This is a genomic window from Rhizobium sp. 007 (assembly GCF_015353075.1).
GTDB lineage: Bacteria > Pseudomonadota > Alphaproteobacteria > Rhizobiales > Rhizobiaceae > Rhizobium.
Window position 1 is genome coordinate 496532 of record NZ_CP064187.1, and the last position, 21419, is coordinate 517950.

Sequence of the window (21419 nt, forward strand, 5' to 3'; positions counted from 1 at the left end):
TCCCATAAGCTGCCACTATGCAGTGAAGTGACCCGAGTATACAATGACAAGAGGTGGGAATGCGTCGATGATGCTGCCTAAGAATTGGGGATGGGGATGCTTCAATGGATCATTCTACTTGTCATTGCGGCCGGCGCAGGCAAGGCCCTTTCTTACTCCGCGACGCTGCAAGAAGCAGGCGCACTCATGGCCGAAAAGCATGGGTTAGGTGTGCAACCGATCCAGTACCAGAATACGCTTACGCCGCCTTGGCTCACAAATTTCACCATCGCTGTCTGGGTTGCGTTGTTCGCTGATGCGGCGTGGGTTTGGTATTTGAATGGCTGGCAACAAGGTGTCGGTGCTCTGGTAGCGGCAATTATCCTGCCCGCTATGTTTCAAGCCGTGTTACCGCCACGCCGTGGCTCAGGAATGTTCTTGAGGAATGCTTTCCACGCCATGGTAAACCTCCAAGCGGATTATGAACGTGATGGCGATCAGGCCCGCGCGCAAGCGATGGCTATCAACGTCGAACTCTTGCTAGCAACGCGACCTGACCTGCTCGATGCCTTCAAACAGAAGGGAAGTAGGCATGCAGGATGATGCCCTGGTCACGTGCGCGCCCGACGAGTTGCCGAAAGATAGCCTTACAAGATTTGTTGAGCTGATCCGTGGGGGTGGCGCTATTCCTGCTGATCCGGCCAAAGTCGAAAAGCGCCTCCTGAAAGCAAAGGCTCTCGTCTACCTAGAACGTGGTGGAACGATTGTTGGCATTGCAGCTCTGAAAATCCCTATTGAAAGCTACAGAGCGCGTATAGGTAAAAGCGCTGGGTTTCCGATCCCTGAAAAAGATTATCCCTACGAGCTGGGCTACGTCGTCGTGGATCCTTCAATGCAGGGGCAGAACTTGTCCCCGAGACTGGCGAACGCAATCGTTGCTCTAGCGGCTGGAGAACGCTTGTTTGCAACCACCTCAAACGCGGCCATGCACAAGGTATTGCCACGAGCTGGCTTTGTGAAAAGCGGCCAGGAATATAAAAACGACAATGGTGAAACGCTCACCTTGTATGTCAGATAATCAGGGGAGGGGCTTATGGACGGCTACCGGAAATTGCTGGTCTTAGGGGTGAACGAGGCAATTAAGCAGGGCAGAATATCCCTTGCTGCCCCGCCCGGTGATGCTCCAACCGACGAGGATGGTCGCCTGTTTGCCTGTATTGCCGGATATCCGTCCGTGGTACTCTGGAATAGCATCAGCGTGGGCGAGCTGCGTGTTTCAGTTTGGTGGAACTACGACCACTCGAAACACCCTCAAGCCGAATCCTCAGGAAACGCACGCGAGATGTTCAGTCTCGGCAGGCCATTAGCGAAAAAAGCCCATTACCCGAAATTTGTAGGCGCGACCGCCAGCGCCTGGCTTGAGCGGAAAACCGGCAAGCACCTTCAGGGAAATGGCAAACGCAATATATTCGACACCTATCTTCGGGCTGACATGAAGGAAAAGCTTCGTGCTATTCCCGATCCAAATCCGGAAGGCTATGAAGCCGAAGGGCAATTTTTCCTGTAGATTTCGCCGCGCGCTCGCGGATATCACAAGGCCACGGAAGGGGGATGGGCATGGCGAAAAAGCACGACGTATTTATCAGTCACGCCTCCCCCGATAAAGACAGCTTTGTGCGCCCCTTTGCTGAAGCCCTACGCAGACTAGGAGTCAACGTCTGGTACGACGAGTTCTCGATCGGCCTCGGTGACAGCATAGCCGAGGCGATCGAAAAGGGTATCGCCCAGTCTGCGTTTGGCATCGTGGTCATCAGCCCCCGGTTTATCGATCGGAAATGGACGCAGCATGAATATCGCGCACTGCTGAATCTTAACGTCGAGGAGGATCGGAAAATTGTACCGATCTGGCTCGGCGTGACGAGAGCTGACGTCGCTGCGTTTAGTCCGTCCCTGGCTGACAAGTTGGCGATCGACACTCAGCACGTCGATGCTAACGAGGCGGCGATACAAATCCTCCGCCTCGTTAGGCCTGATCTTTACAGCCAGCATCCCCGCGCCGACCTCGAAGAGATGGCTAGTGGTGAGACGCTCGAAAAACTGCAGAGTGAGATTGAAGAGCTGCGCGAGCAGATGGAGGATTTGCAGGAGCAAATCGAAGAGTACCAATGCCCCTATTGTGGATCTGGTCTCTCTGACAGGATTCAAGCGCCGGCTGACCCTGAAGAAAAATATTGGGATATGAGGGAAACGTTTGGGTGCGGCTTTCAGCGCTTCGGCGGGACCGTTGAGAGCCTATGTACAAAGGACCCGCGGTTTCCCAAGTTCGTGGATTACGAAATAATATGTTCTGCGCCACAGACGGAGCGGGATCAATGGCAGTGCCACGCTCGGCCGAAGACGGAGATGGCAAGAAAAGCGTCGATCCAAAGCTCTTGGGGAAAAACGCAAGACGAGGCCCGCCGTAGACTTGAACTGAACTACGAATATCGAGCTGGCAAGATCAGCAACCGCGAATGGAACGATAGGCTGTTTGGGCCTGGCGGTTAATGTCTATAGTAGCTCGGCGCAATCCCCACCCACCGAAGTTTCCGATCCATTCACGCCGAGGGCGGCTTCGCTACACCATCACGTAAAGAAGGAACGGTTTTCCGTCATCGCAGACATAACCACCACGATGCTGAAGGCTTCATCGAGCGTAACGGGTTAAGGCTCAAGAGCTGGCAGCTCGCAACGCGAGTGGTTAAATTTAGAGACTGCCTCTTGCTGTGCTCTCATCCCAGGCCTCTTTCATGTTCTTGACGAGCTGTTCACATTCAACCTCGAAGTTCGCGATCGGGATGACGGGCCTGCCCTTCGAAACGTCTCCGTGCTCGGGGACGACGGGACGCGGTGCCGACTGGAGATCGAGGGTGACAATTGCAGGAGGCTCGGGAGCGAGAGAGACTGGCGCGATAGCGGAGGTATGAGGGGCAATCGGCGGTTGGCCCGCCTGCGTCGACGTTGACGCGGTGGGTTGGTGGTTCAGCCTTGACCCACCCATGAACTCACTGAGACTTCGGTCGGCGAGGGGGTGTCGATCGTCGACGTCGAGCAGTGCTTCCGCTCGTCCGCCGAAATAGGCTTTCATCGCCTTCTCGTGGTTCAGGGGATGGGCGTCGATACCGAACTGCTGCATAAGCGCGCGGATGCCGTCCTGGAAAACACGGCTGTTGGCGACGTGCAACTGCTCGAAATAGTTCGACCGGATAGCGTCGATGTGCGAGGCGGGGACGCCGTTGACGAGAAGAAAGGTCTGGCCGTTGCAGCCGTCCGCAAGGGTCAGCCGGTGCCGGATGCCGTACATCGCGAGCAACTTGTAGGCCCAGCCATTCTCGAGGTCGAGCTCCAGCTCTTCGATTTCCGCCGGGCGACCATTCCGTCTAGCAGCGGTGGCGACATTTTCGAGATGCGCCAGCATGCTGTCCCGCTCGTGCTCGAAAAGCTTTTGCAATTGCTCCTTCGTGGACATCACTTCCTTCGAATTCATCCTCAGTTCGGCCAAGCGCACGTTGAGTTTTCGGCCAATCATCTGTGCCTTTTTATGATCGGAACAATGAAGGCTCAGTGAAAGCCGGTTGCCCGGACGGCACCTGACAAATGAAGTGGGAACACGTGCGCGCCAGTAAAAGATGTTACCGCGGCGAATGAGGTTTTCGACGTCGTGGCGGACCGCCATGCGATAGTTGCCCTTGCCTGCCACCTGCGACGTCACCACACACTTTTCGCGCGGGCATCACCTGTGGGCTACAGTTCTGGGCATCAGGTCGCCAATGATGCCAAAACGATATCCGGCACGACTGGAAAATCAAGGAATTAAGGGGTTTTAGAGAGAATTGGCTGGGGAACCTGGATTCGAACCAAGATCGACGGAGTCAGAGTCCGCTGTTCTACCATTGAACTATTCCCCAGCAGGGCGCGGCCGGCAAAGCGGCTCCGCTGGTGTGCGGCGCTTATAAACAAAAGCCGGAGGAATGCAAATACTGTTTGGAAAAATTTCTGCGCCCTAATCGGGTGAGGTTGAGCGGGTCTCGATTTTTGAATCCAAAAAGAATTTGGCGATTTTGCATCGCGCTGGTATTCTCGCGGCAACGCAAAAATCTAATGAGCGCCTGCTGCATACCGTCATGGACTTGCGCGGCGCGTGGAAAACGAACGTGGAAGACCCCGAAGGCGGCGCAAAGCCGCAATTTGACGGGGCGTCAGCGGCAGTGCGCAGGGACGGCAAGAAATCCCGGCGCCGAAAGGGCAAACGGGGCGGTCAGTCCCGCAACGCGCCTCATGCCGCTTCGCAGGCCCCCTCCGAGACATCCGGAGAGGCAGCGCGCCCGATGGAAGCTGCAGCCGGGAACCCGGCCCGCAAGCGCAAACGCCGCCGCCGCGGTAACGGCGGCCAGCGGCATGACGGCGCATCCCCAGCTATCCAGCAGCATGAAAAGCCGGCTTCGGCCGCGCAGGCGGATGGCGACGCTTCATCCAGCCGCCGCAATCGGCGCAAGCATCGCGGAAAGCGCGGCCTGCAGGGCCGTCCGCTGGCGCCTGGCAAGCCGGTCGGCCAGCCGGGGATCGCCGCCCAGCCTGCCGCCGTTGCCAGGGATCCCGCCATTGCGAGAGCCCCAACAATAGCCAAGGCCAATGGGCATTCCGAGCCTCGAAACGATGGCTTCAATCGCGGCGGCCGGCCGCCTGAACGCGAGCGCCGCGATCAGGCCGCCGAGCACCCCTGGCCGGACGAACTTTATGCCGCGCTCGACCTCGGCACGAACAACTGCCGCCTGCTGATTGCCCAGCCCACCCGGCCGGGCCAGTTCCGCGTCGTCGATGCCTTTTCGCGCATCGTGCGCCTCGGCGAGGGGCTTGCCGCGAGCGGCCGCCTTTCCAACGAGGCGATGGACCGCGCCGTCGATGCGCTGCGCGTCTGCGCCGGAAAATTGAAAAGCCGCGAGATCCGCCGCATGCGACTGATCGCCACCGAAGCCTGCCGTCAGGCCGCAAACGGCGCCATTTTCCTCGATCGCGTCGTTGCCGAGACCGGCCTCGAACTCGAGATCATCGACCGCGAAACGGAAGCCCGCCTTGCGGTATCCGGCTGCTCGTCACTGGTCGGCCGCGAAACGCGTTCCGTCGTGCTTTTCGATATCGGCGGCGGCTCCTCGGAAATCGCGGTCATCCGCATCGGCGAGAATCGGTTCAGCCGCCTTGCCAATCACATCACTCACTGGACCTCGCTGCCGGTCGGCGTCGTCACGCTTTCCGAGCGCCACGGCGGGCAGCATGTGACGCCGGAGAGCTTCGAGACCATGGTATCGGAGGTGGGGGGCATGCTTGCGCGGTTCGACTGCCCGGAAATCGAGGTCGCACATTCCGGCGATTTTCACCTGATCGGCACGTCCGGCACGGTGACGACGCTGGCGGGGGTCCATCTCGACCTGCCGCGCTACGACCGCCGCAAGGTGGATGGCATCTGGCTTTCGGATGACGAGGTTTCAGCCATGCAGGCGAAGCTTCTCTCGTGGGATTTCGAGAGCCGCGCCGCCAATCCCTGCATCGGGCCGGACCGCGCTGACCTGGTGCTCGCCGGCTGTGCCATTCTGGAGGCAATTCGCCGCCGCTGGCCGAGCCCGCGCATGCGCGTCGCCGACCGCGGCTTGAGAGAAGGCCTCTTGACCGACATGATGGCGGACGACGGCGTCTGGCGGCGCCATCGAAACCGCCGCGGCCAGCGCGCAAGGTAGGGACAGAATGACCAAGGCACCGATCGCGGGCAACCGCACCGGCCGCAAGCTCGGCCAGCGCGTCAAGAAGAAGAAGCTCAAGGCCTCCTCGCGGCAATGGCTGCAACGCCATATCAACGATCCCTACGTGCAGCGCGCGCAGCTTGAGGGCTACCGGGCGCGGGCTGCCTTCAAGCTTCTGGAGATCGACGAGAAGCACAATATCCTCAAAGGCGCGCGCCGCATCATCGACCTTGGCGCCGCACCGGGCAGCTGGTCGCAGATCGCCGCCAAGGTGACGGGCTCGACCGACGAGGATGTCCGCGTCGCGGCCATCGACTTTCTGGAAATGGCGCCGCTTCCCGGCGTGACGATCCTGCAGCTCGACTTTCTCGATCCGGACGCGCCGACGAAACTGATGGAAGCGGTCGGCGGTACGCCGGATCTGGTGATGTCCGACATGGCGGCCCCCACGACCGGCCACCACCGCACGGACCATCTGCGGACGATGCATCTCTGCGAAGTTGCCGCGCATTTTGCCGTCGACGTTCTGGGCGAAGGCGGCCATTTCCTCGCCAAGACCTTTCAGGGCGGCACGGAGCGCGAATTGCTCAACATGCTGAAGCAGCATTTCCGTCAGGTGGTGCACGTCAAACCGGCTTCCTCTCGTGCCGAATCGGTCGAGATGTTCCTGCTGGCGAAGGGCTTCAAAGGCCGCAAGCCGGTCACGGACGCTGTGGAAGCTTGATCTTTGGCTTCGTCTGTGGCGATGATGGCGGCTTGCAGGATTGGAATGCCACTATCTGATGCTACTCTACGTCACTCTCGGAACCAATGACATCGAGCGCGCACGGCGCTTCTATGACGCCGTTCTGCCGGTGCTCGGTTACAAGCTTCAGCGTCTCTCTGACGAGGAGATCGGCTACTCCGCCGATGGCGACACCCGCTCGCGCCTCTGGATCGTCACGCCGTTCAACCGCCGCCGTGCCACCGCCGGCAACGGTTCGATGATCGCGCTCAGCGCTGAAACGCGCGCGCATGTCGATGCGTTCTATGCGGCGGCCCTCGCGGCGGGCGGTACTGATGACGGCAAGCCCGGCTTGCGCTCCTATCATGCGAATTTCTACGCCGCCTATATCCGCGATCCTGACGGCAACAAGCTTGCCGCCGTCTGCGAAAAGCCGGAATAGCAGGGCTTATTTCACCGCTTGTTGCTCGGTCTCGATGGCTGGGCCGATCCGCTTGGCGCGATGGCCCGAAACCAGCGCCCCTGCATTCCTGTCCATGCGAATGAAGGGGATCATCGCTACGACCGTCAGTCCGGCGATGACGTAGAAGGCCAGATGGAAGTCGGCGACCTGCAGTGCCTCGCCGCGGAAATAGATGGATGTCTCGAGGATCGCTGCGGCCACGGCAACGCCGAGCGCGAGGCTGATCTGCTGCATCACCGAGCTCATCGATGTGGCCTGGCTCGCTTCTCGATCCTCAATGTCCGCAAAGGCCAGCGCGTTCACGCCGGTGAACATGAACGAGCGCGAGAAGCCGCCGATGAGCAACACCGTGATGATGACGAGATGCGGCGTTGCGGGCGTGAAGAAGCCTGTCGTGATTGTGACGATCGTTGTGACCGCGGCTGCCGAAAGAAGCGTCGCGCGGAAGCCGGTGGCGGCGAAAACGCGCCGTGCCATGAATTTGGTAGTGATCGCGCCGATTGCGCCGGAAAAGGTGATGAGGCCGGACTGGAACGGTGTCAGGCCAAAGCCGAGCTGCAGCATCAGCGGCGTCAGGAAGGGCATGGCGCCGACGCAGATGCGGAACAGGTTGCCGCCAGTCGTCGCAGTGCGGAAGGTCGGGTTGCGGAAGAGGTTCAGGTTCAGGATCGGGGCTGGGTGGCGCTTGGCGTGGCGCACATAAAGATAGCCGCAAAGGAAGCCGGTCAAGGTGGATGTGACACCGATTGCCGGCGGCAGCGCCGGAAGGCTTACGACCGAGAGGCCGAAAACGACACCCGCGGCGGAAAGCGAGGTCAGCATGAAGCCGGTGAAGTCCAGTTTCGGCGGCATGGTTGCTTCAACCTCCGGCAGAAAGATTGTTGCAAGCCAGACGCCGATGATGCCGACCGGCACGTTGATCAGGAAGATCCAGTGCCAGCTGAAATAGGTGGTGATGAAGCCGCCGAGCGGCGGACCGGCGAGCGGACCGACAAGGGCGGGAATCGTCAGCAGCGCCATGGCGGAAACCAGTTCGCTCCGCTGGGTGGTGCGCAGGAGAACGAGCCGGCCGACCGGCGTCATCATCGCGCCGCCCATGCCTTGCAGGAAGCGGGCGAAGACGAACTCGACCAGATTGGAAGATGCTGCACAGAAGATCGAGCCGATGACGAAGACGCAGATCGCAAGCCGGAAGATGCGCTTGGCGCCGAACCTGTCCGCCATCCAGCCGCTGACTGGAATGAAAACCGCAAGCGACACCATGTAGGAGGTCAGCGCCAGCTTCAGCGTGATCGGCCCGACATGCAGGTCGCTGGCGATCGCGGGCAGGGCGGTCGAAATGACGGTGGAATCCATCTGCTCCATGAAGAGCGCGACGGCGAGGATCAGCGGAACAATGCGGTTCATAGGCAAAAGCCTTGGGCGACTCTTGGGAGGATGGCTCGGAGGCCCGTGCTGTGTAGTCCCAGTTGCCGCCTCTGCCAATCCCTGAAACTGCGGGAGCTGCGGGTTTGCATCACGTGTGCGTGAGACGGCGGTTCCCGGCAACTTTTCCTTTCAAAATCGACATAGGTTCAGGCCGCCGCAGCAAGAATCCCGGACGGAGAGCGAGAGGGGTCTGCGCGGCGCGACCACCGCCGTTATTGGAGAATGGATATATGGCAGTTTCGTTGGCAATGAAGCGGCCGCGCTTTTTGATGCAGGCATTTTCGGCCGTCTATTTTAACAACGGGCCACCGTTTCCTGCCGAAGACCTACCAGTTGGACATCTGATCCAGGCGCGCATGGCAGCCATTACGCACCCGGTGCATGCGCCGGCGTTTTGCTATTCCCTTCCTGTCATAGACGTGTTACGAGCCCTCGCCAACTTCCAAAGCAACCCTTGCACACCGCCGGTGCGGACGATTCGTTCCGGGTGGGTCGCATTTTTCTTAATTGAAGGAAATTGGCCATGGCTCGCATCATAGAAACGGCAACCGGAGCGGACGCGCTCACCTTCGACGACGTGCTCTTGCAGCCCGGTCACTCTGAGGTCATGCCCGGTCAGACGAACATCGCAACGCGCATCGCGACCGATTTCGACCTGAACATCCCGATCCTCTCCTCCGCAATGGATACCGTCACCGAAAGCCGATTGGCGATCGCCATGGCGCAGGCCGGCGGTCTCGGTGTCATTCATCGCAATCTGACCCCGATCGAGCAGGCCGAGCAGGTTCGGCAAGTCAAGAAGTTCGAAAGCGGCATGGTCATCAATCCGGTGACGATCGGCCCGGATGCGACGCTTGCCGAAGCGCTGTCTCTGATGAAGACGCACGGCATTTCCGGCATTCCGGTCGTTGAGAAGTCGGGCCGCCTCGTGGGCATCCTGACAAACCGCGACGTCCGCTTTGCCTCCGATCCGGCCCAGAAGGTCCACGAGCTGATGACGCGGGATAACCTCGTCACGGTCAAGGAGAATGTCGATCAGCAGGAGGCCAAGCGCCTGCTGCATTCGCACCGCATCGAAAAGCTGCTGGTCGTCGATCCGCAAGGCCGCTGCGTTGGCCTCATCACCGTCAAGGATATCGAAAAGTCGCAGCTGAACCCGAACGCTTCCAAGGATGCGCAAGGCCGTCTTCGCGCTGCCGCCGCCATCAGCGTCGGCGATGATGGCTTCGAGCGTGCCGAGCGCCTGATCGAAGCCGGCGTCGATCTGCTCGTCGTCGATACTGCGCACGGGCATTCGCAGCGCGTCCTCGACGCCGTCACCCGCGTCAAGAAGCTGTCCAACTCGGTTCGCATCATGGCCGGCAACGTCGCAACCTCGGACGGCACCAAGGCACTGATCGATGCCGGTGCGGATGCCGTCAAGGTCGGCATCGGCCCGGGCTCGATCTGCACGACGCGCATAGTCGCCGGTGTCGGCGTGCCGCAACTCGCCGCCATCATGTCGGCTGTCGAGGCCGCGCGCGCTCAGGATATTCCGGTCATCGCCGACGGCGGCATCAAGTTCTCGGGCGACCTTGCCAAGGCGATGGCTTGCGGCGCTTCTGCCGTCATGATCGGCTCGCTGCTCGCCGGTACCGATGAAAGCCCGGGCGAAGTCTATCTCTATCAGGGCCGCTCCTTCAAAGCCTATCGCGGCATGGGATCGGTCGGCGCCATGGCGCGCGGCTCGGCAGACCGCTACTTCCAGGCAGAAGTCCGCGACACGCTGAAGCTCGTGCCGGAGGGCATCGAAGGCCAGGTTCCTTATAAGGGTCCGGTCTCCGGCGTCCTGCACCAGCTCACGGGCGGCTTGAGGGCAGCGATGGGTTATGTCGGCGGCAAGGATATCAAGGAGTTCCAGGAACGCGCGACCTTCGTTCGCATCTCCGGCGCCGGCCTTCGCGAAAGCCATGCCCATGACGTGACGATTACCCGCGAGAGCCCGAACTATCCGGGCGTAGGCGCCTGATCGTGACTGCGGGCAGCCGGATACCCTCCTGGATGATCGGGCTGCTTGCCATTCTCTGCCTCGCAGTGTTGGCATGGACGACCTTCGGGTTCGTCCTGCCATTCCGGCATGAAACCGGAGAAACGGTGCTCGACACCTATTTCACCGGCTATGATCAGCCTACGGTTACCGCCATGCAGAATGTGCTGAGCGAAAACGATGTCGCGCGTGCGCTGCTGCGGAGCATGTATCTTGGCCCGGAGCTCGTCCTGCCGGCGCTGGTGACGATGCTTCTCTTCACGATTGTTGTGAAGCTCCAGCCGGGCGGCAGCTATTTCGGCAAACCGATGCATCCAGCGTTCATCAAGGCGATCTACGTTCTGCCGTTCATCTACTGCTTTGCCGATTATGCCGAGAATTTCTCCAGCCTGATTGCTTTCGGTGACAGCAGCGCCGCCGCACCCGCCGCCGCGTGGCTGCCCTGGATGACAAAGCTGAAATTCGCAGCACTCGCCGTTTCGGCAATCGTCATCCTTCGTTTCGTCCTGATCCGTCTGACACCCGGCGGTGTCGACGGGCGATAGGCTGGAAAGTGCCGGAACTTTCCTCTACTGCCTTGAAAAATATGAGTGAAGCCGCAGAGGAGACCCTATGACCGGCTACGAAATGTTCTGGCCCATCATTGCCCACGTCGCGCTGGTCTATGGCCTCTACATGCTGCTCAGCATCCGCCGCCGGAAGGCGGTGCAAGCCGGCAATGTGAAGCTTTCGGACTATCGCGAAAACCGCAGCGAGCCGCCGGAAAGCCTTTTCGTCAAGAACAGCATCGCCAATCAGTTCGAGCTGCCGGTTCTCTTTTATGTCTGCTGCATCCTGCTTTACATCACCGAGGCCGACAATCTGGGCGCCCTCGTGCTCGCCTGGATCTTCGTGGCGTTGCGGTATGCCCACGCTTTCGTGCATGTGACGAGCAACCGCATGCGCTTGCGCAGTCCGCTCTTTGCTGCCGGATACGTCGTGCTTGGTGCCATGTGGGCGTGGCTTGCCGGCTGGATGGCTTTCAGCGGGTAACGCAGTTTTGTTCCTGCGTTATCGTCGGCTGACCTATCTTCTCCCATCGGGCTTTGGCTCAGCGAGGAAAAGAGGAGGTTCACATGGACAAGCCGGAAATCACGCAGGCGATGATCAACGCCTATGACGAATACACGCATCTGACGCTCGACCGCCGCAGCTTCATGGACAAGCTGACGAAACTTGCAGGGTCGGCGGGTGCTGCCGCCGTCATCGCGCCGATGCTTGCGGCAAAAAAGGCGAGCGCGGAAATGGTCCCGGCCAACGACGAGCAGCTGAAGGCGCAGGATGTCACTTATCCCGGCGGCAGTGGCGAGATGAAGGGCTATCTGGTCGAACCGAAGGAGGCATCCGGAAAGCTCGGCAGCGTTATCGTCATTCACGAAAATCGCGGCCTCAACCCGCATATCCGCGACGTCGCCCGGCGTATGGCGCTGGAAGGCTTCGTGGCGCTGGCGCCGGATTTCCTCTCGCCGCTCGGCGGTACGCCGGAGAACGAGGATCAGGCGCGGGAAATGTTCGGCAAGCTTGAGCAGGCCGCAACTGTCGCGAATGCCGAAGCAAGCCTCAAATACCTGAAGACGCTTCCCTCCGCCAATGGCAATGTCGGCGCCATCGGCTTTTGCTGGGGTGGCGGGGTCGTCAACAATTTCGCGACGCAATCGCCGGAGCTGAAGGCAGGCGTCGCCTATTACGGTGCGCAGCCGAAGGCTGGCGTGCCGAACATAAAGGCGGCGCTGATGCTGCACTATGCCGGTCTCGACGAGCGCATCAATGCCGGCATCGACGCCTACAAGAAGGAACTGGAAGCAAACGGCAAGAGCTTCCAGATCTTCGTCTATGACGGCGTCAACCATGCCTTCAACAACGACACGTCCTCGGCGCGCTACGACAAGAAGGCGGCTGATCTTGCCTGGAGCCGCACCGTCGAGTTCTTGAAGAAGAGCCTGGCCTGATCAGGGTGCAACCGCCGCGTTCGTGCTCTTGAAAAACAGCACGGCCACAGGCTCGATGCGATCCGTGCACAGTCGGCGGCTGCCTTAACTGATCCACAGCTTTGAGCGACCAAATCGGGGCTTATCACCCCGATTTTCGTATGCTTCTGGCGTCTGTTAAAATGCGAGCATTTCGATTTACGGCGCATGAATACCTGCATGCCATATCGCTCGGATGCGCCGGTTTGAGCCATCTTCCGCCGCTCAACGATAATTCACGGGAACGATATGAGCGCGCAGGGTATGGATCGCATCGGCCTTCGCCGGAAGCCGAAGCAGGAACGCAGCATCCAGAGACTCGATCTGATCCTCGCCGCCGCCGCAGAGCTGATCGCGCAAAAGGGCGTCAGCGCCATGCGCATGACGGAGCTCGCCGCTGCCGCCAAGGTGCCGATCGGCTCGGTCTATCAATATTTCCCTGAAAAGGCGGCGATCGTCAAAGCGCTCTTCGACCGGCATGCGGCCGCAGTCCAGGCGAAAACGGCCGTCATGTTCTCCAACGTCCAGTCCCTCGATGAAGCACTGGATCTGATCTCGGTGATGATCGACTGGTACTATAACGAATACCGCAACGACGCCACCTATCTCGGCGTCTGGATGGGGACGGAGACCGATCAGGATCTCTTGCAGCTCAACATCCAGCACAGCAATCGCGTGGCCGAAATTTTTCTCGAGGCGATAAAGCGCATCGCCCCGGAGCTGCCGGAAGTCGATATGCAAGCGCGCACTTACCTTTTCAGCCACCTGATCGGCGCGTCGATCCGCCTCGCGGTCAAGAGCGAAGAAAAGCTGGCAAAAAGGATGCTGGACGAATGGAAACACGTCATCCGCGCTTCGCTTTTCGCCGAGGCGGCCTGAAGCCTACCAGCTGGGTACCATGTTGGCGGCCTTCAGGCGCGGATACTGCCGCGCATAGGCCGTCTTCACATCCGGTTCCAGATTGTCGTCGACCACCGCAGGCGTGATGTTGTCGAGGCAGGCGGTGATATGCGCCGTGATCGCATTCATCAGCGAGATTGAAACTCCCGGACGCTTCATGATGCCAATCTGCACCGGCGGCAGGGCAGGGAAGCCGTCAGCCTGGCTCAGAACCTTCATGCCTGTCCGCAATGCCGATTCCGGCATCACCGAAACCGCCATGCCGGCAAGCACGGCAGCGGCAACCACCGTGCATGACCAGCTTGTGAAGAGGATCTGATGCTCGCGGCCCACGGCATCGAGCGCCGAACAGGCTAGTTGCCGCCACTGGCAGTCGCGGCGTCCGACAGCAAGCGGCACAGGCGCGTCGTCACGGATCGGGTGGTTGGCGGAGCCGACCCAGCAGAGCGGCTCGGTTCTGACGACGTCGGACATGCGTTCCCGCGGGTTATGCGTCACCAGCGCGATGTCGAGCTCGCCCTTGTGCATGCGTTCTGCCAAATCCACCGAAGGCTCGCACACGATGTAAAGCTCCACATTCGGATGGGTCTTGGCGAAACGGCCGATGATCTCCGGCATGTAGCGGTCGGCGTAGTCGTCCGGCGTGCCGATGCGCAGCATGCCTTCGAGACGGTTGTCGTCGAAAGCGGCGATTGCCTCGTTGTTGAGGCGGATGATACGGCGGGCGTAATTCAGAAGCTTCTCGCCCTCCACCGTCAGTCGGTTGCCGCGGCCGTCCTTGATGAAGAGCTGCTTGCCGATTCGTTCCTCGAGGCGGCGCATCTGCATCGAGACGGCGGATTGCGTCTTGTAGACGCGATCGGCCGCCTTGGTGAAGCTGCCGGAATCTATGATGGCGATGAAAGTCTGCAACTGGTCAATATCAAGAGGCGCGGACATGGGCTCACCTATAACGATTGCTGATAATAACCATTAGAAACATTCGTTGGACTGATCAATAGGTCTTTGGCATCTTCGAGATGCAAATCAAGCAAAGTGACGGACAGACACCCTGCTGTCCTGCCTAGGTTTCAGCCCTCCTTCCCGCTCGACCTCGCGGGAGGGGTGGGCCGTTGCGCCCGAAAGAAAGGAGAGTTCGATGCGCATGATTGACCAGACAGTAGAACTCGACTGTGCCAAGCAGCCCGCGACGTTTTCCCAGCGTCTCGGCGGAACCCTTGCGCCGCTGACGGCTCTCTTTCGCGCATTCCGCAATCGCAGAGCGATCAACGGCCTGAATGACCTCGACGACAATCAGTTGCGGGATATCGGCCTGACGCGGGCCGACGTTACCGCCGCCCTGTTGACGTCGACCTTCTTCGAGGATCCGTCGGCACATCTGACGAACTCGGCGCGCCGCCGCTGGCGCCTCGCGATATTCCGTTCCTACGTCGATTAGGAGCGGCCAGTTTCCCCGCAGGGTGATAGCCAATAGCCCTGCCGCTTGACCCGGTGACCGGCTTTCCCAAGCCGTCTCCGGGTTTTTTTATATCTTGGAGGAAGGCTGGCCCTTCTTAGGCAGATATGTCTCGAAGATCGCTTCCATGCTTTTCTGATAGCCCCTCTGGACCTCAAGCCCGCTGTCGAACATGGTGTTGAGCATCTTCAGATAATTCTCCGCCTGCTCCTTGGCCTCTTCTTTCGGAGGCTCGGGCGCCTTTTGCGCCGCAGGCTGATTGAGGCTTCCCATCATGTCCTGAAAGGCCTTGGCGAAAGGATTGTCGAGGAACGGGCTGGCGGGAGCCTTCTTGGATTCTGGCTGCGGCGTGCTGAACATCAGCTGCATCGCTTGCGTGAACGGATTGTCGAAGATGCTCGGCTCGGGTGCTGTTTTCGGCTTTGGCGCAAAACCGGTGCTTTCCAGCCATTTCTGGATCGTCTCGCCCATCGCGGTATTGATGAAGGGGTTGACGGGCGAGGCCATCTGTCCGGTCGCTTGCTTGAAGAGCCCGCCCATCAGCGTATCAGCCATCACCGGCAGCATCTGCTTGTAGATCTCCTGGCCGATGCCGGTCATCTGCGCGGCCTGTGCGGCGACTGCGCGCGAAACCTCCTTGGAGCCGAAAAGCTGGCCGAGGATATTGTTGCCGTCCGAAATGCCCTCCGGGGTGAAGGCCTTCGTCATGTCCTCGAAATATTTGGCATAGTTGCCGGATGCGACCGCCTGCATCAGGCCCATGAAGTCATAGGGATTGCTCGTGCTGCGCTTCAGCCCGGCGGAAAAGGCGGGCATCAGCGCCGCCATCGCCTTGGTCGCCTGTTCCTGGGCAAGGTTGAACTGCTTGGAGATCGCGTCCATCGCCGCGCCATTCTGCGCCTGCATCATCATGTCGAAGAGTGGCAACATGACAGTCCTCCCCCGCTTTCTAGTGCTTGTGAATCGCCACTATAAACGGAAATCGGAATGCGCAAACGGCTTTTTGCCGAAGGGTTCAGTACTGATATTCCTCGAAGACCGGCTCGACGGAGTGCTGCCAGCGGCCGTTGTAACGCGCCAGCAGGTCCTCGGCGAGCGTGGCTTTTTTCGCCATCACCTCGTCGAGCGGCGATAGGAAGATGCTCTCATCCTGGCCTTCCTTGTTCAGCCGGTTGCGCGACTTCAGACCCGCCTTCGAAATACCGATGACCTCGCGGGCGGTTTCATAAAGGGCGTGGCCGCGGAACTCGGCCTTCAGGCCGGCCGTTGGAACGGCATCGCGCAGCGCGCTGACTTCGGCAAATGTCCAGTTCTTCGTCAGCTGATCGGCCGCATCGAGCGCCGCTTCGTCGTATAGAAGGCCCACCCAGAAGGCGGGCAGGGCACAGATGCGGCGCCACGGGCCGCCGTCTGCACCGCGCATCTCGAGGAAACGCTTCAGGCGAACGTCGGGGAAGAGCGTCGAAAGATGGTTCGTCCAGTCGCCCATCGTCGGCTCCCACGCGGCGACCTTGCCCTTCAGCGCGCCGTTCATGAACTGGCGGAAGGTGACGTGGGTACAGTCATGATAGTGGCCGTCGCGGACGATGAAGTACATCGGCACGTCGAGCGCCCATTCCATGTAGTGCTGGAAGCCGAAGTCGTCGCGGAAGGTGAAATCGAGCAGGCCGGAGCGCCGGTTGTCCGTGTCGCGCCAGATGTCGCCACGCCAGGAAAGCATGCCATTCGGCTGACCTTCGGTGAAGGGCGAGGACGCGAAGAGCGCGGTTGCCAGCGACTGAAGCTTCATCGACACGCGCATCTTCTTCTGCATGTCGGCTTCGGAGGAGAAGTCGAGGTTCACCTGGATCGTGCAGGTGCGGTACATCATGTCGAGGCCCTTGGTGCCGACCTTCGGCATGTAGCGGGTCATGATGTCGTAACGGGATTTCGGCATGCGCGGCGTCTCGGCGAGCGTCCATTTCGGGCTGCCGCCGATGCCGAGGAAGCGGATGCCCATCGGCTCGGCGATTTCGCGCAGCGTCGCGAGATGCGAATTGGATTCCCTGCAGGTCTCGTGGATCGTTTCCAGCGGCGCACCGGAAAGCTCGAATTGGCCGCCCGGCTCGATCGAGATCGCGCCCATACCGTGCTGCTCGGCAAGACCGATGATATTTTCGCCGTCCATGATCGGATCCCAGCCGTTCTTTGTCTGCAGGCCCTTCAGAAGGGCTGAGATGCTGGCTTCGCCGGCATAGGGAACCGGGTTGTTGTCCGCACGGAAGAAGGCGAACTTCTCATGCTCGGTGCCGATGCGGAAGCGCTCCTTCGGCTTGTTCCCCGCAGCAATGTAATCGGTCAGCTCCTGCACCGAAGAAATCGGTGTCTGGTCGGTAGTATCGCGAGCCATTCAACGTAACCTGTATTCTGGGGAACGCCCGGTAGGCCGGGCAATTGGAAGGGTGATTAGTGCCGGTCTCACGTATGTTGCAAGTGAAATTCTTTCAACGACGCATCAAAAAAATAGCAGGCTGTTTCAACGGAGCCTGATTTGAAGGTTAATTCCAGTCGCCGACCGCCGCCTGGATCACCGCCATGGCCGCAACCGCAGCCGTGTCGGCGCGCAGGATACGCGGCCCGAGCGGGATGGCCGTGACAAAATCGAGGCCGCTCAGCCGCGCGCGCTCCTCCTCGGAAAAGCCGCCCTCCGGCCCGACGAGAAGCGCAAGCTGCTTTTCCTCGATCTTCGAAAGCAGTGGCAGCGGGTTTTGCCCCGCATCGCCCTCGTCGCAAAATATGATCCGCCGCTCTTGCGGCCAGTTGTCGAGCAGATCGAAGAGCTTCACCGGCTCGGCAACTTCCGGGATGGCGAGGATGCCGCATTGCTCTGCCGCCTCGACAGCATTGGCCTTCAGTTTATCGAGATTGGTGATCTTGCCCTGCACATGTTGCGTCATGACTGGCTGCAGCACGCCGGCGCCCATCTCGACCGCCTTCTGCACGAGGTAGTCCAGGCGGCCGACCTTCAGCGGCGCAAAAAGATAGTGCAGGTCGGATGGAGCCGGCTGGGGCCGGGTCTGCTCGGTCGGCGTCAGCAGGATGCGCTTGCGGGTCGGAAAGGAAAGGCTCGCCTTCCATTCTCCGTCTCGGCCGTTGAATACCAGGATTTCGGCGCCGTCCGTCATGCGCAGCACATTGGCGAGATAATTGTACTGGTCGGAACTGGCCTCCACCGCGGCGCCCGGCGACAAGGAAGCATCGACGAAAAGCCGCTGCATGCGGAAATTGGCGCGCATCTCAAACAATCCCGATCAAACGAAGAGGGCGAACATAACCCAATAGAGCAACGCCGCAAGCGCCGCCGACGCAGGCACGGTAATGATCCAGGCGGCAATGATGGTCATGAAATGCGAGCGCCGCACAAGATAGCGGCGGCGCGCCTCATGAACGTTCGGCTCTTCCGGTTCGTCGATCGCCCAGGCCTCGGCCTTGCTGCGCATATATTCGATGCGGCGCTTGGAATTGCGCGTGTACCATTCGCGGAAGAAACCGACGCCGAAAACGGCGCCAACGGCGATGTGCGTCGTGCTGACCGGCAGTCCGAACCAGGACGCGACGATGACGGTGAAGGCCGTCGAGAGTGCGACACAATAGGCCCGCATCGGATTGAGTTTGGTGATCTGCTCGCCGACAAGGTGGATGAGGCGCGGGCCGAATAGCAGCAGACCGACGGAGATACCGAGGGCACCGATCAGCATCACCCAGAGTGGCGGCGCGTTACCGCCGGATGAAAGGCCCGATATCGAACGCACGATTGCCGAAAGCGGGCCGATGGCGTTCGAAACGTCGTTAGCGCCGTGTGCGAAGGACAGCAGCGCTGCAGAGCCGATCAGCGGGAATTTGAAGAGAATGCGCAGCGAACTGTTGCGGTTTTCGAGGCCTTGCGATTGCCGTGCGACGATCGGCCTTGACGCTGCCCAGGCAACGAGGCCGGCAGATAATCCGAATGCAAGGATTGTCGGTGACGAAAATCGCCCGGCGGGCGTGAGCTGCAAGACCATATAAGCCGCAAAACCGCCGGTCATCATGGCAATCAGCGCCGGAACCCAGCGCCGTGCTGCCGCGATCTTGTCGTCACGGTAGATGATCAAGGTCTTGACGAGGTAGAGCAGGCCAGCGGCGATCACGCCGCCGATCAGAGGCGATGTCATCCAGCTTGAGGTAATCTCGACCATGACGCGCCAGTTGACGGGATCCGGTCCGACAGCGGCAATTCCGGCACCGATCACCGCGCCGACGATCGCATGTGTCGTCGAGACCGGCGCGTTCAGCCAGGTCGCAAGATTGATCCAGAGCGCTGCAGCCATCAGCGCGGCCATCATGATCCAGGCAAGCAGGCCTTCGGGAACCTGTACGGCATCGATGATGCTCGACGAGATCGTTCTGACCACCGCTCCGCCGGCGATTGTTGCTCCGAGAACCTCGAAGGCTGCCGCGATGACGAGTGCCTGTGCCATCGTCATGGCACGCGCGCCGACGGCGGCGCCGACATTGTTCGTCACGTCGTTGGCGCCGATGTTCATGGCCATGTAGGCAGCGAGCGCAGCAGCGGCGATGACGAGAACGGCGCCCTGCCGGTCGAAGACGTAGGCGCCTGCAAATAGCATCGCCACACCGAGGAAGATCAGGCCGAGGCCCGGGGCGACCAGCTTGCGCGCGACGAACTTCGCCGCGTCCTCGGCATGGGTGATTTTGTCGAGGTCCTTGTCGAGCGTTCGTTTCGTAAGAACGGGAGTTCGGCTGGGCATTCTGTTCCTTGGGTCAAATCCTGCTTTAGCGCCCCTTTATCCTAGCAGCGCAAGAAGGCAGGAATCATTCCGCTGGAATCTGCCTGGGCAAGCTTGCCTGAGGCCGCTCGCTCATCCTTCGCTTGAAGAGCAGGAAGAGATCGCGAAGCTCGGGCTCGTTGACGCGCTTGGCCGCCTCGTCGCAGGTTACCCACTCGATCCTACGTTCGCCCTTTTCCTTGAAGTTCTTGGCGACATCGGTGACCTCAAGCACATAGACCTGGACCTTGCAGGTTACTTTCAGTCCGTCCTTCAGCATCTTCGGATAGGTGTAGGAGCCGAGCGGCTCGTGTTCGACAGCGCCACGCGCGCCCGCTTCCTCATGGGCCTCACGGGCGGCAACTTCATAGGAGCGCTTGCCATTCATCGGCCAGCCCTTAGGAATGACCCAGCGGCCCGTATCGCGGCTCGTCACCAAGAGAACCTCGACCTCACTGGTCTTCTTCTTCACCCGGTAACAGAGGGCAGCATATTGCAGTCGCGGCGGGCGACGGAACATCAGCTGCACATCAGAAGCCAGTCGGGCAAGAATCGTCAATTGTCGGGTCACCTTTTAAGTCTGCCTCAGGAATCACTAATATAAGTTTCGCATGGAAATCTTGCACGGTCCATGCGCCGTTTGACGGTAGAGGACATGATCTACACTTCGAATAAGGAAATTCGTTGCCGTTCCGCTTCGGAATTCCGTCAGATCGTGTTCTGATTGCGTCCTTGCACAGCTGTTCAATATGCTCCCGACTGACGTCTCATTCAATGCCGGGGACATTTGTTCCTCCGGATTCTTTCAAGATAGGGTGACTATGCGTCTTGCGCTGCTCAACTCTCGTGCGATGCCTAAAGTTCCCAGTAGGGAACCGGGCCGTAGAGGTCGGCGAGATAGTCGATGAACAGGCGAACCTTGGCCGGTAAAAACTGCCGGCTGGGGTATACTGCGGAGAGCGCCACGTTGCGGGAGCCCTCATAGGCCGGCAGCACCTGCACGAGATTGCCGCTCTTGAGTTCATCGCCGATATCCCAGGTGGAGCGCAGCGCGATGCCGAGCCCCGCGATCACCGTCTCGCGGATCACCTCGCTGGAATTGGTGACGAGCATGCCCTCCGGCCGCAGGCTCATCGCGCCGCCCGGTCCTTCAAGGCGCCATAGGTCGTTGTTGTGCGCCGGCAGGCAGCGATGGTTCTTCAGGTCGTCGATGCTTTGCGGCATCCCGTGCATGTTGAGATAGGAAGGCGCGGCACAAAGCAGGCGCCGGACCGGCGCGAGCCTTCGAGCGACGAGGCTGGAATCGGTGAGCTCGGCAATGCGGATTGCCAGGTCGAAGCCGCCGCCGACGATATCGCTTAATTCATCCGTCAGCACGAGGTTGATCGCAAGCTCCGGGTGTGCGTCCATGAACGCCTTGAGATGCGGCGCAATATGCATGCGGCCGAATGAGGTGGGTGCCGAGATCTTTAGCGTGCCGTGCATCAGCGCCGAGCGGCCGGAGATGTAATATTCCGCTTCCTCCAGCCCAGCGAGAATGGCGAGCACGCGATCGTAGAAACCCTGGCCGGCCTCCGTCAACGAAATCTGGCGGGTCGTGCGTTGCAAGAGACGTGTGCCGAGCCTGTCTTCCAGTCGTTTGATGCGCTTGGAAACGACGGCCGGCGAAAAGCCGAGCAGGCGCCCGGCAAGCGACATGCTGCCGGTCGAAACGACCTTGGCAAATATCTCGAGATCACCCAGATTTGTCATATTGCTTCTAGACTTTTTCCCTTTTGGCATAAATGCCTAGCATTTGCGCCAGTTTCGGGAAAGTGCTAAGCCAAACGAGCCGGTTGTCGTGGAGGACGCGCCGGTT

General features: G+C 60.2%; 23 protein-coding genes and 1 tRNA gene. 14 read left to right on the forward strand and 10 right to left on the reverse strand.

The window, feature by feature from the left end:
• Positions 1 to 96 precede the first annotated feature (96 nt).
• From ISN39_RS02340 to ISN39_RS02355, 4 genes are read left to right on the forward strand one after another with little or no spacing between them, the layout of a single operon-like run.
• The gene (locus tag ISN39_RS02340) at positions 97 to 582 is read left to right on the forward strand and encodes a hypothetical protein (RefSeq protein ID WP_194729046.1); all 486 of its coding nucleotides are present in this window, start codon (positions 97 to 99) and stop codon (positions 580 to 582) included.
• Positions 572 to 1057, forward strand: coding sequence for a GNAT family N-acetyltransferase (locus ISN39_RS02345; RefSeq protein WP_194729047.1), 486 nt, complete (start codon positions 572 to 574; stop codon positions 1055 to 1057). Before ISN39_RS02340 ends, ISN39_RS02345 begins: the two co-directional genes overlap by 11 nt.
• Positions 1058 to 1072: 15 nt before the next feature.
• A complete protein-coding gene (locus ISN39_RS02350) occupies positions 1073 to 1546 on the forward strand; it encodes a hypothetical protein (RefSeq protein ID WP_194729048.1) in 474 nt (157 codons plus the stop codon).
• A 50-nt stretch (positions 1547 to 1596) separates the two neighbouring features.
• Positions 1597 to 2526 carry a toll/interleukin-1 receptor domain-containing protein gene (locus tag ISN39_RS02355; protein WP_194729049.1) on the forward strand — a complete coding sequence of 310 codons (930 nt, stop codon included), beginning with the start codon at positions 1597 to 1599 and terminating at the stop codon, positions 2524 to 2526.
• A 199-nt stretch (positions 2527 to 2725) separates the two neighbouring features.
• Here ISN39_RS02355 and ISN39_RS02360 read toward each other — a convergent pair whose 3' ends face one another.
• Complete coding sequence (locus ISN39_RS02360) at positions 2726 to 3694, reverse strand: DUF6538 domain-containing protein (protein WP_348651975.1); 969 nt, start codon at positions 3692 to 3694, stop codon at positions 2726 to 2728.
• A 158-nt stretch (positions 3695 to 3852) separates the two neighbouring features.
• Positions 3853 to 3926, reverse strand: a tRNA-Gln gene (locus ISN39_RS02365).
• Between the two features lie 246 nt (positions 3927 to 4172).
• Between ISN39_RS02365 and ISN39_RS02370 the strand changes: the two genes are divergently transcribed.
• Genes ISN39_RS02370 through ISN39_RS02380 form a run of 3 tightly spaced genes read left to right on the forward strand, consistent with a single transcriptional unit; the run spans position 4173 to position 6919 of the window.
• Positions 4173 to 5750 (forward strand): Ppx/GppA phosphatase family protein, encoded by a 1578-nt coding sequence (locus ISN39_RS02370; RefSeq protein WP_194729050.1) that lies wholly within the window; start codon positions 4173 to 4175, stop codon positions 5748 to 5750.
• Positions 5751 to 5757: 7 nt separating this feature from the next.
• Entirely contained in the window at positions 5758 to 6477 is a 720-nt protein-coding gene (locus tag ISN39_RS02375; RefSeq protein WP_194729051.1) for an RlmE family RNA methyltransferase, read from the forward strand.
• A gap of 58 nt (positions 6478 to 6535) precedes the next feature.
• The gene (locus ISN39_RS02380; protein WP_194729052.1) at positions 6536 to 6919 is read left to right on the forward strand and encodes a VOC family protein; all 384 of its coding nucleotides are present in this window, start codon (positions 6536 to 6538) and stop codon (positions 6917 to 6919) included.
• A 6-nt stretch (positions 6920 to 6925) separates the two neighbouring features.
• Here the strand turns inward: ISN39_RS02380 and ISN39_RS02385 are convergent, their stop codons facing one another.
• Entirely contained in the window at positions 6926 to 8347 is a 1422-nt protein-coding gene (locus ISN39_RS02385; RefSeq protein WP_194729053.1) for a DHA2 family efflux MFS transporter permease subunit, read from the reverse strand.
• Positions 8348 to 8598: 251 nt separating this feature from the next.
• Between ISN39_RS02385 and ISN39_RS02390 the strand changes: the two genes are divergently transcribed.
• From ISN39_RS02390 to ISN39_RS02415, 6 genes are all read left to right on the forward strand, one after another.
• Positions 8599 to 8907, forward strand: a complete 309-nt coding sequence (locus tag ISN39_RS02390; protein ID WP_194729054.1) for a hypothetical protein — start codon at positions 8599 to 8601, stop codon at positions 8905 to 8907.
• On the forward strand, positions 8892 to 10376 hold the full coding sequence (gene guaB, locus ISN39_RS02395; RefSeq protein WP_074066783.1) for an IMP dehydrogenase: 1485 nt from the start codon (positions 8892 to 8894) through the stop codon (positions 10374 to 10376). The genes ISN39_RS02390 and guaB overlap by 16 nt, the downstream gene beginning before the upstream one ends.
• A gap of 2 nt (positions 10377 to 10378) precedes the next feature.
• The gene (locus tag ISN39_RS02400; protein WP_194729055.1) at positions 10379 to 10939 is read left to right on the forward strand and encodes a hypothetical protein; all 561 of its coding nucleotides are present in this window, start codon (positions 10379 to 10381) and stop codon (positions 10937 to 10939) included.
• A 67-nt stretch (positions 10940 to 11006) separates the two neighbouring features.
• Positions 11007 to 11426, forward strand: a complete 420-nt coding sequence (locus tag ISN39_RS02405; RefSeq protein WP_194729056.1) for an MAPEG family protein — start codon at positions 11007 to 11009, stop codon at positions 11424 to 11426.
• Between the two features lie 83 nt (positions 11427 to 11509).
• Positions 11510 to 12382: a dienelactone hydrolase family protein gene (locus tag ISN39_RS02410; protein ID WP_194729057.1), complete on the forward strand. Its 873-nt coding sequence runs from the start codon at positions 11510 to 11512 to the stop codon at positions 12380 to 12382.
• Between the two features lie 267 nt (positions 12383 to 12649).
• Positions 12650 to 13279: a TetR family transcriptional regulator gene (locus tag ISN39_RS02415; protein ID WP_194729058.1), complete on the forward strand. Its 630-nt coding sequence runs from the start codon at positions 12650 to 12652 to the stop codon at positions 13277 to 13279.
• A 3-nt stretch (positions 13280 to 13282) separates the two neighbouring features.
• Here the strand turns inward: ISN39_RS02415 and ISN39_RS02420 are convergent, their stop codons facing one another.
• The gene (locus tag ISN39_RS02420; RefSeq protein ID WP_022717281.1) at positions 13283 to 14239 is read right to left on the reverse strand and encodes a LysR substrate-binding domain-containing protein; all 957 of its coding nucleotides are present in this window, start codon (positions 14237 to 14239) and stop codon (positions 13283 to 13285) included.
• A 199-nt stretch (positions 14240 to 14438) separates the two neighbouring features.
• On the opposite strand from ISN39_RS02420, the gene ISN39_RS02425 reads away from it, so the two are divergent.
• A complete protein-coding gene (locus ISN39_RS02425) occupies positions 14439 to 14738 on the forward strand; it encodes a DUF1127 domain-containing protein (RefSeq protein ID WP_074066787.1) in 300 nt (99 codons plus the stop codon).
• Positions 14739 to 14825: 87 nt separating this feature from the next.
• On the opposite strand, the gene ISN39_RS02430 is transcribed toward ISN39_RS02425, so the two are convergent.
• The 6 genes from ISN39_RS02430 to ISN39_RS02455 all read right to left on the reverse strand — a co-directional run bounded on the left by ISN39_RS02430 (position 14826) and on the right by ISN39_RS02455 (position 21313).
• Positions 14826 to 15686 carry a DUF937 domain-containing protein gene (locus ISN39_RS02430; RefSeq protein ID WP_194729059.1) on the reverse strand — a complete coding sequence of 287 codons (861 nt, stop codon included), beginning with the start codon at positions 15684 to 15686 and terminating at the stop codon, positions 14826 to 14828.
• An 85-nt stretch (positions 15687 to 15771) separates the two neighbouring features.
• Positions 15772 to 17145: a glutamate--cysteine ligase gene (locus ISN39_RS02435; RefSeq protein ID WP_194729060.1), complete on the reverse strand. Its 1374-nt coding sequence runs from the start codon at positions 17143 to 17145 to the stop codon at positions 15772 to 15774.
• A gap of 148 nt (positions 17146 to 17293) precedes the next feature.
• Positions 17294 to 18031 (reverse strand): 16S rRNA (uracil(1498)-N(3))-methyltransferase, encoded by a 738-nt coding sequence (locus ISN39_RS02440; RefSeq protein WP_074066790.1) that lies wholly within the window; start codon positions 18029 to 18031, stop codon positions 17294 to 17296.
• 15 nt (positions 18032 to 18046) lie between these two features.
• Positions 18047 to 19543, reverse strand: a complete 1497-nt coding sequence (locus ISN39_RS02445) for an inorganic phosphate transporter (protein ID WP_194729061.1) — start codon at positions 19541 to 19543, stop codon at positions 18047 to 18049.
• A 64-nt stretch (positions 19544 to 19607) separates the two neighbouring features.
• Positions 19608 to 20120 (reverse strand): NUDIX hydrolase, encoded by a 513-nt coding sequence (locus tag ISN39_RS02450; RefSeq protein ID WP_194729062.1) that lies wholly within the window; start codon positions 20118 to 20120, stop codon positions 19608 to 19610.
• 296 nt (positions 20121 to 20416) lie between these two features.
• Positions 20417 to 21313 carry a LysR family transcriptional regulator gene (locus ISN39_RS02455; protein ID WP_194729063.1) on the reverse strand — a complete coding sequence of 299 codons (897 nt, stop codon included), beginning with the start codon at positions 21311 to 21313 and terminating at the stop codon, positions 20417 to 20419.
• Between the last annotated feature and the right edge of the window lie 106 nt (positions 21314 to 21419).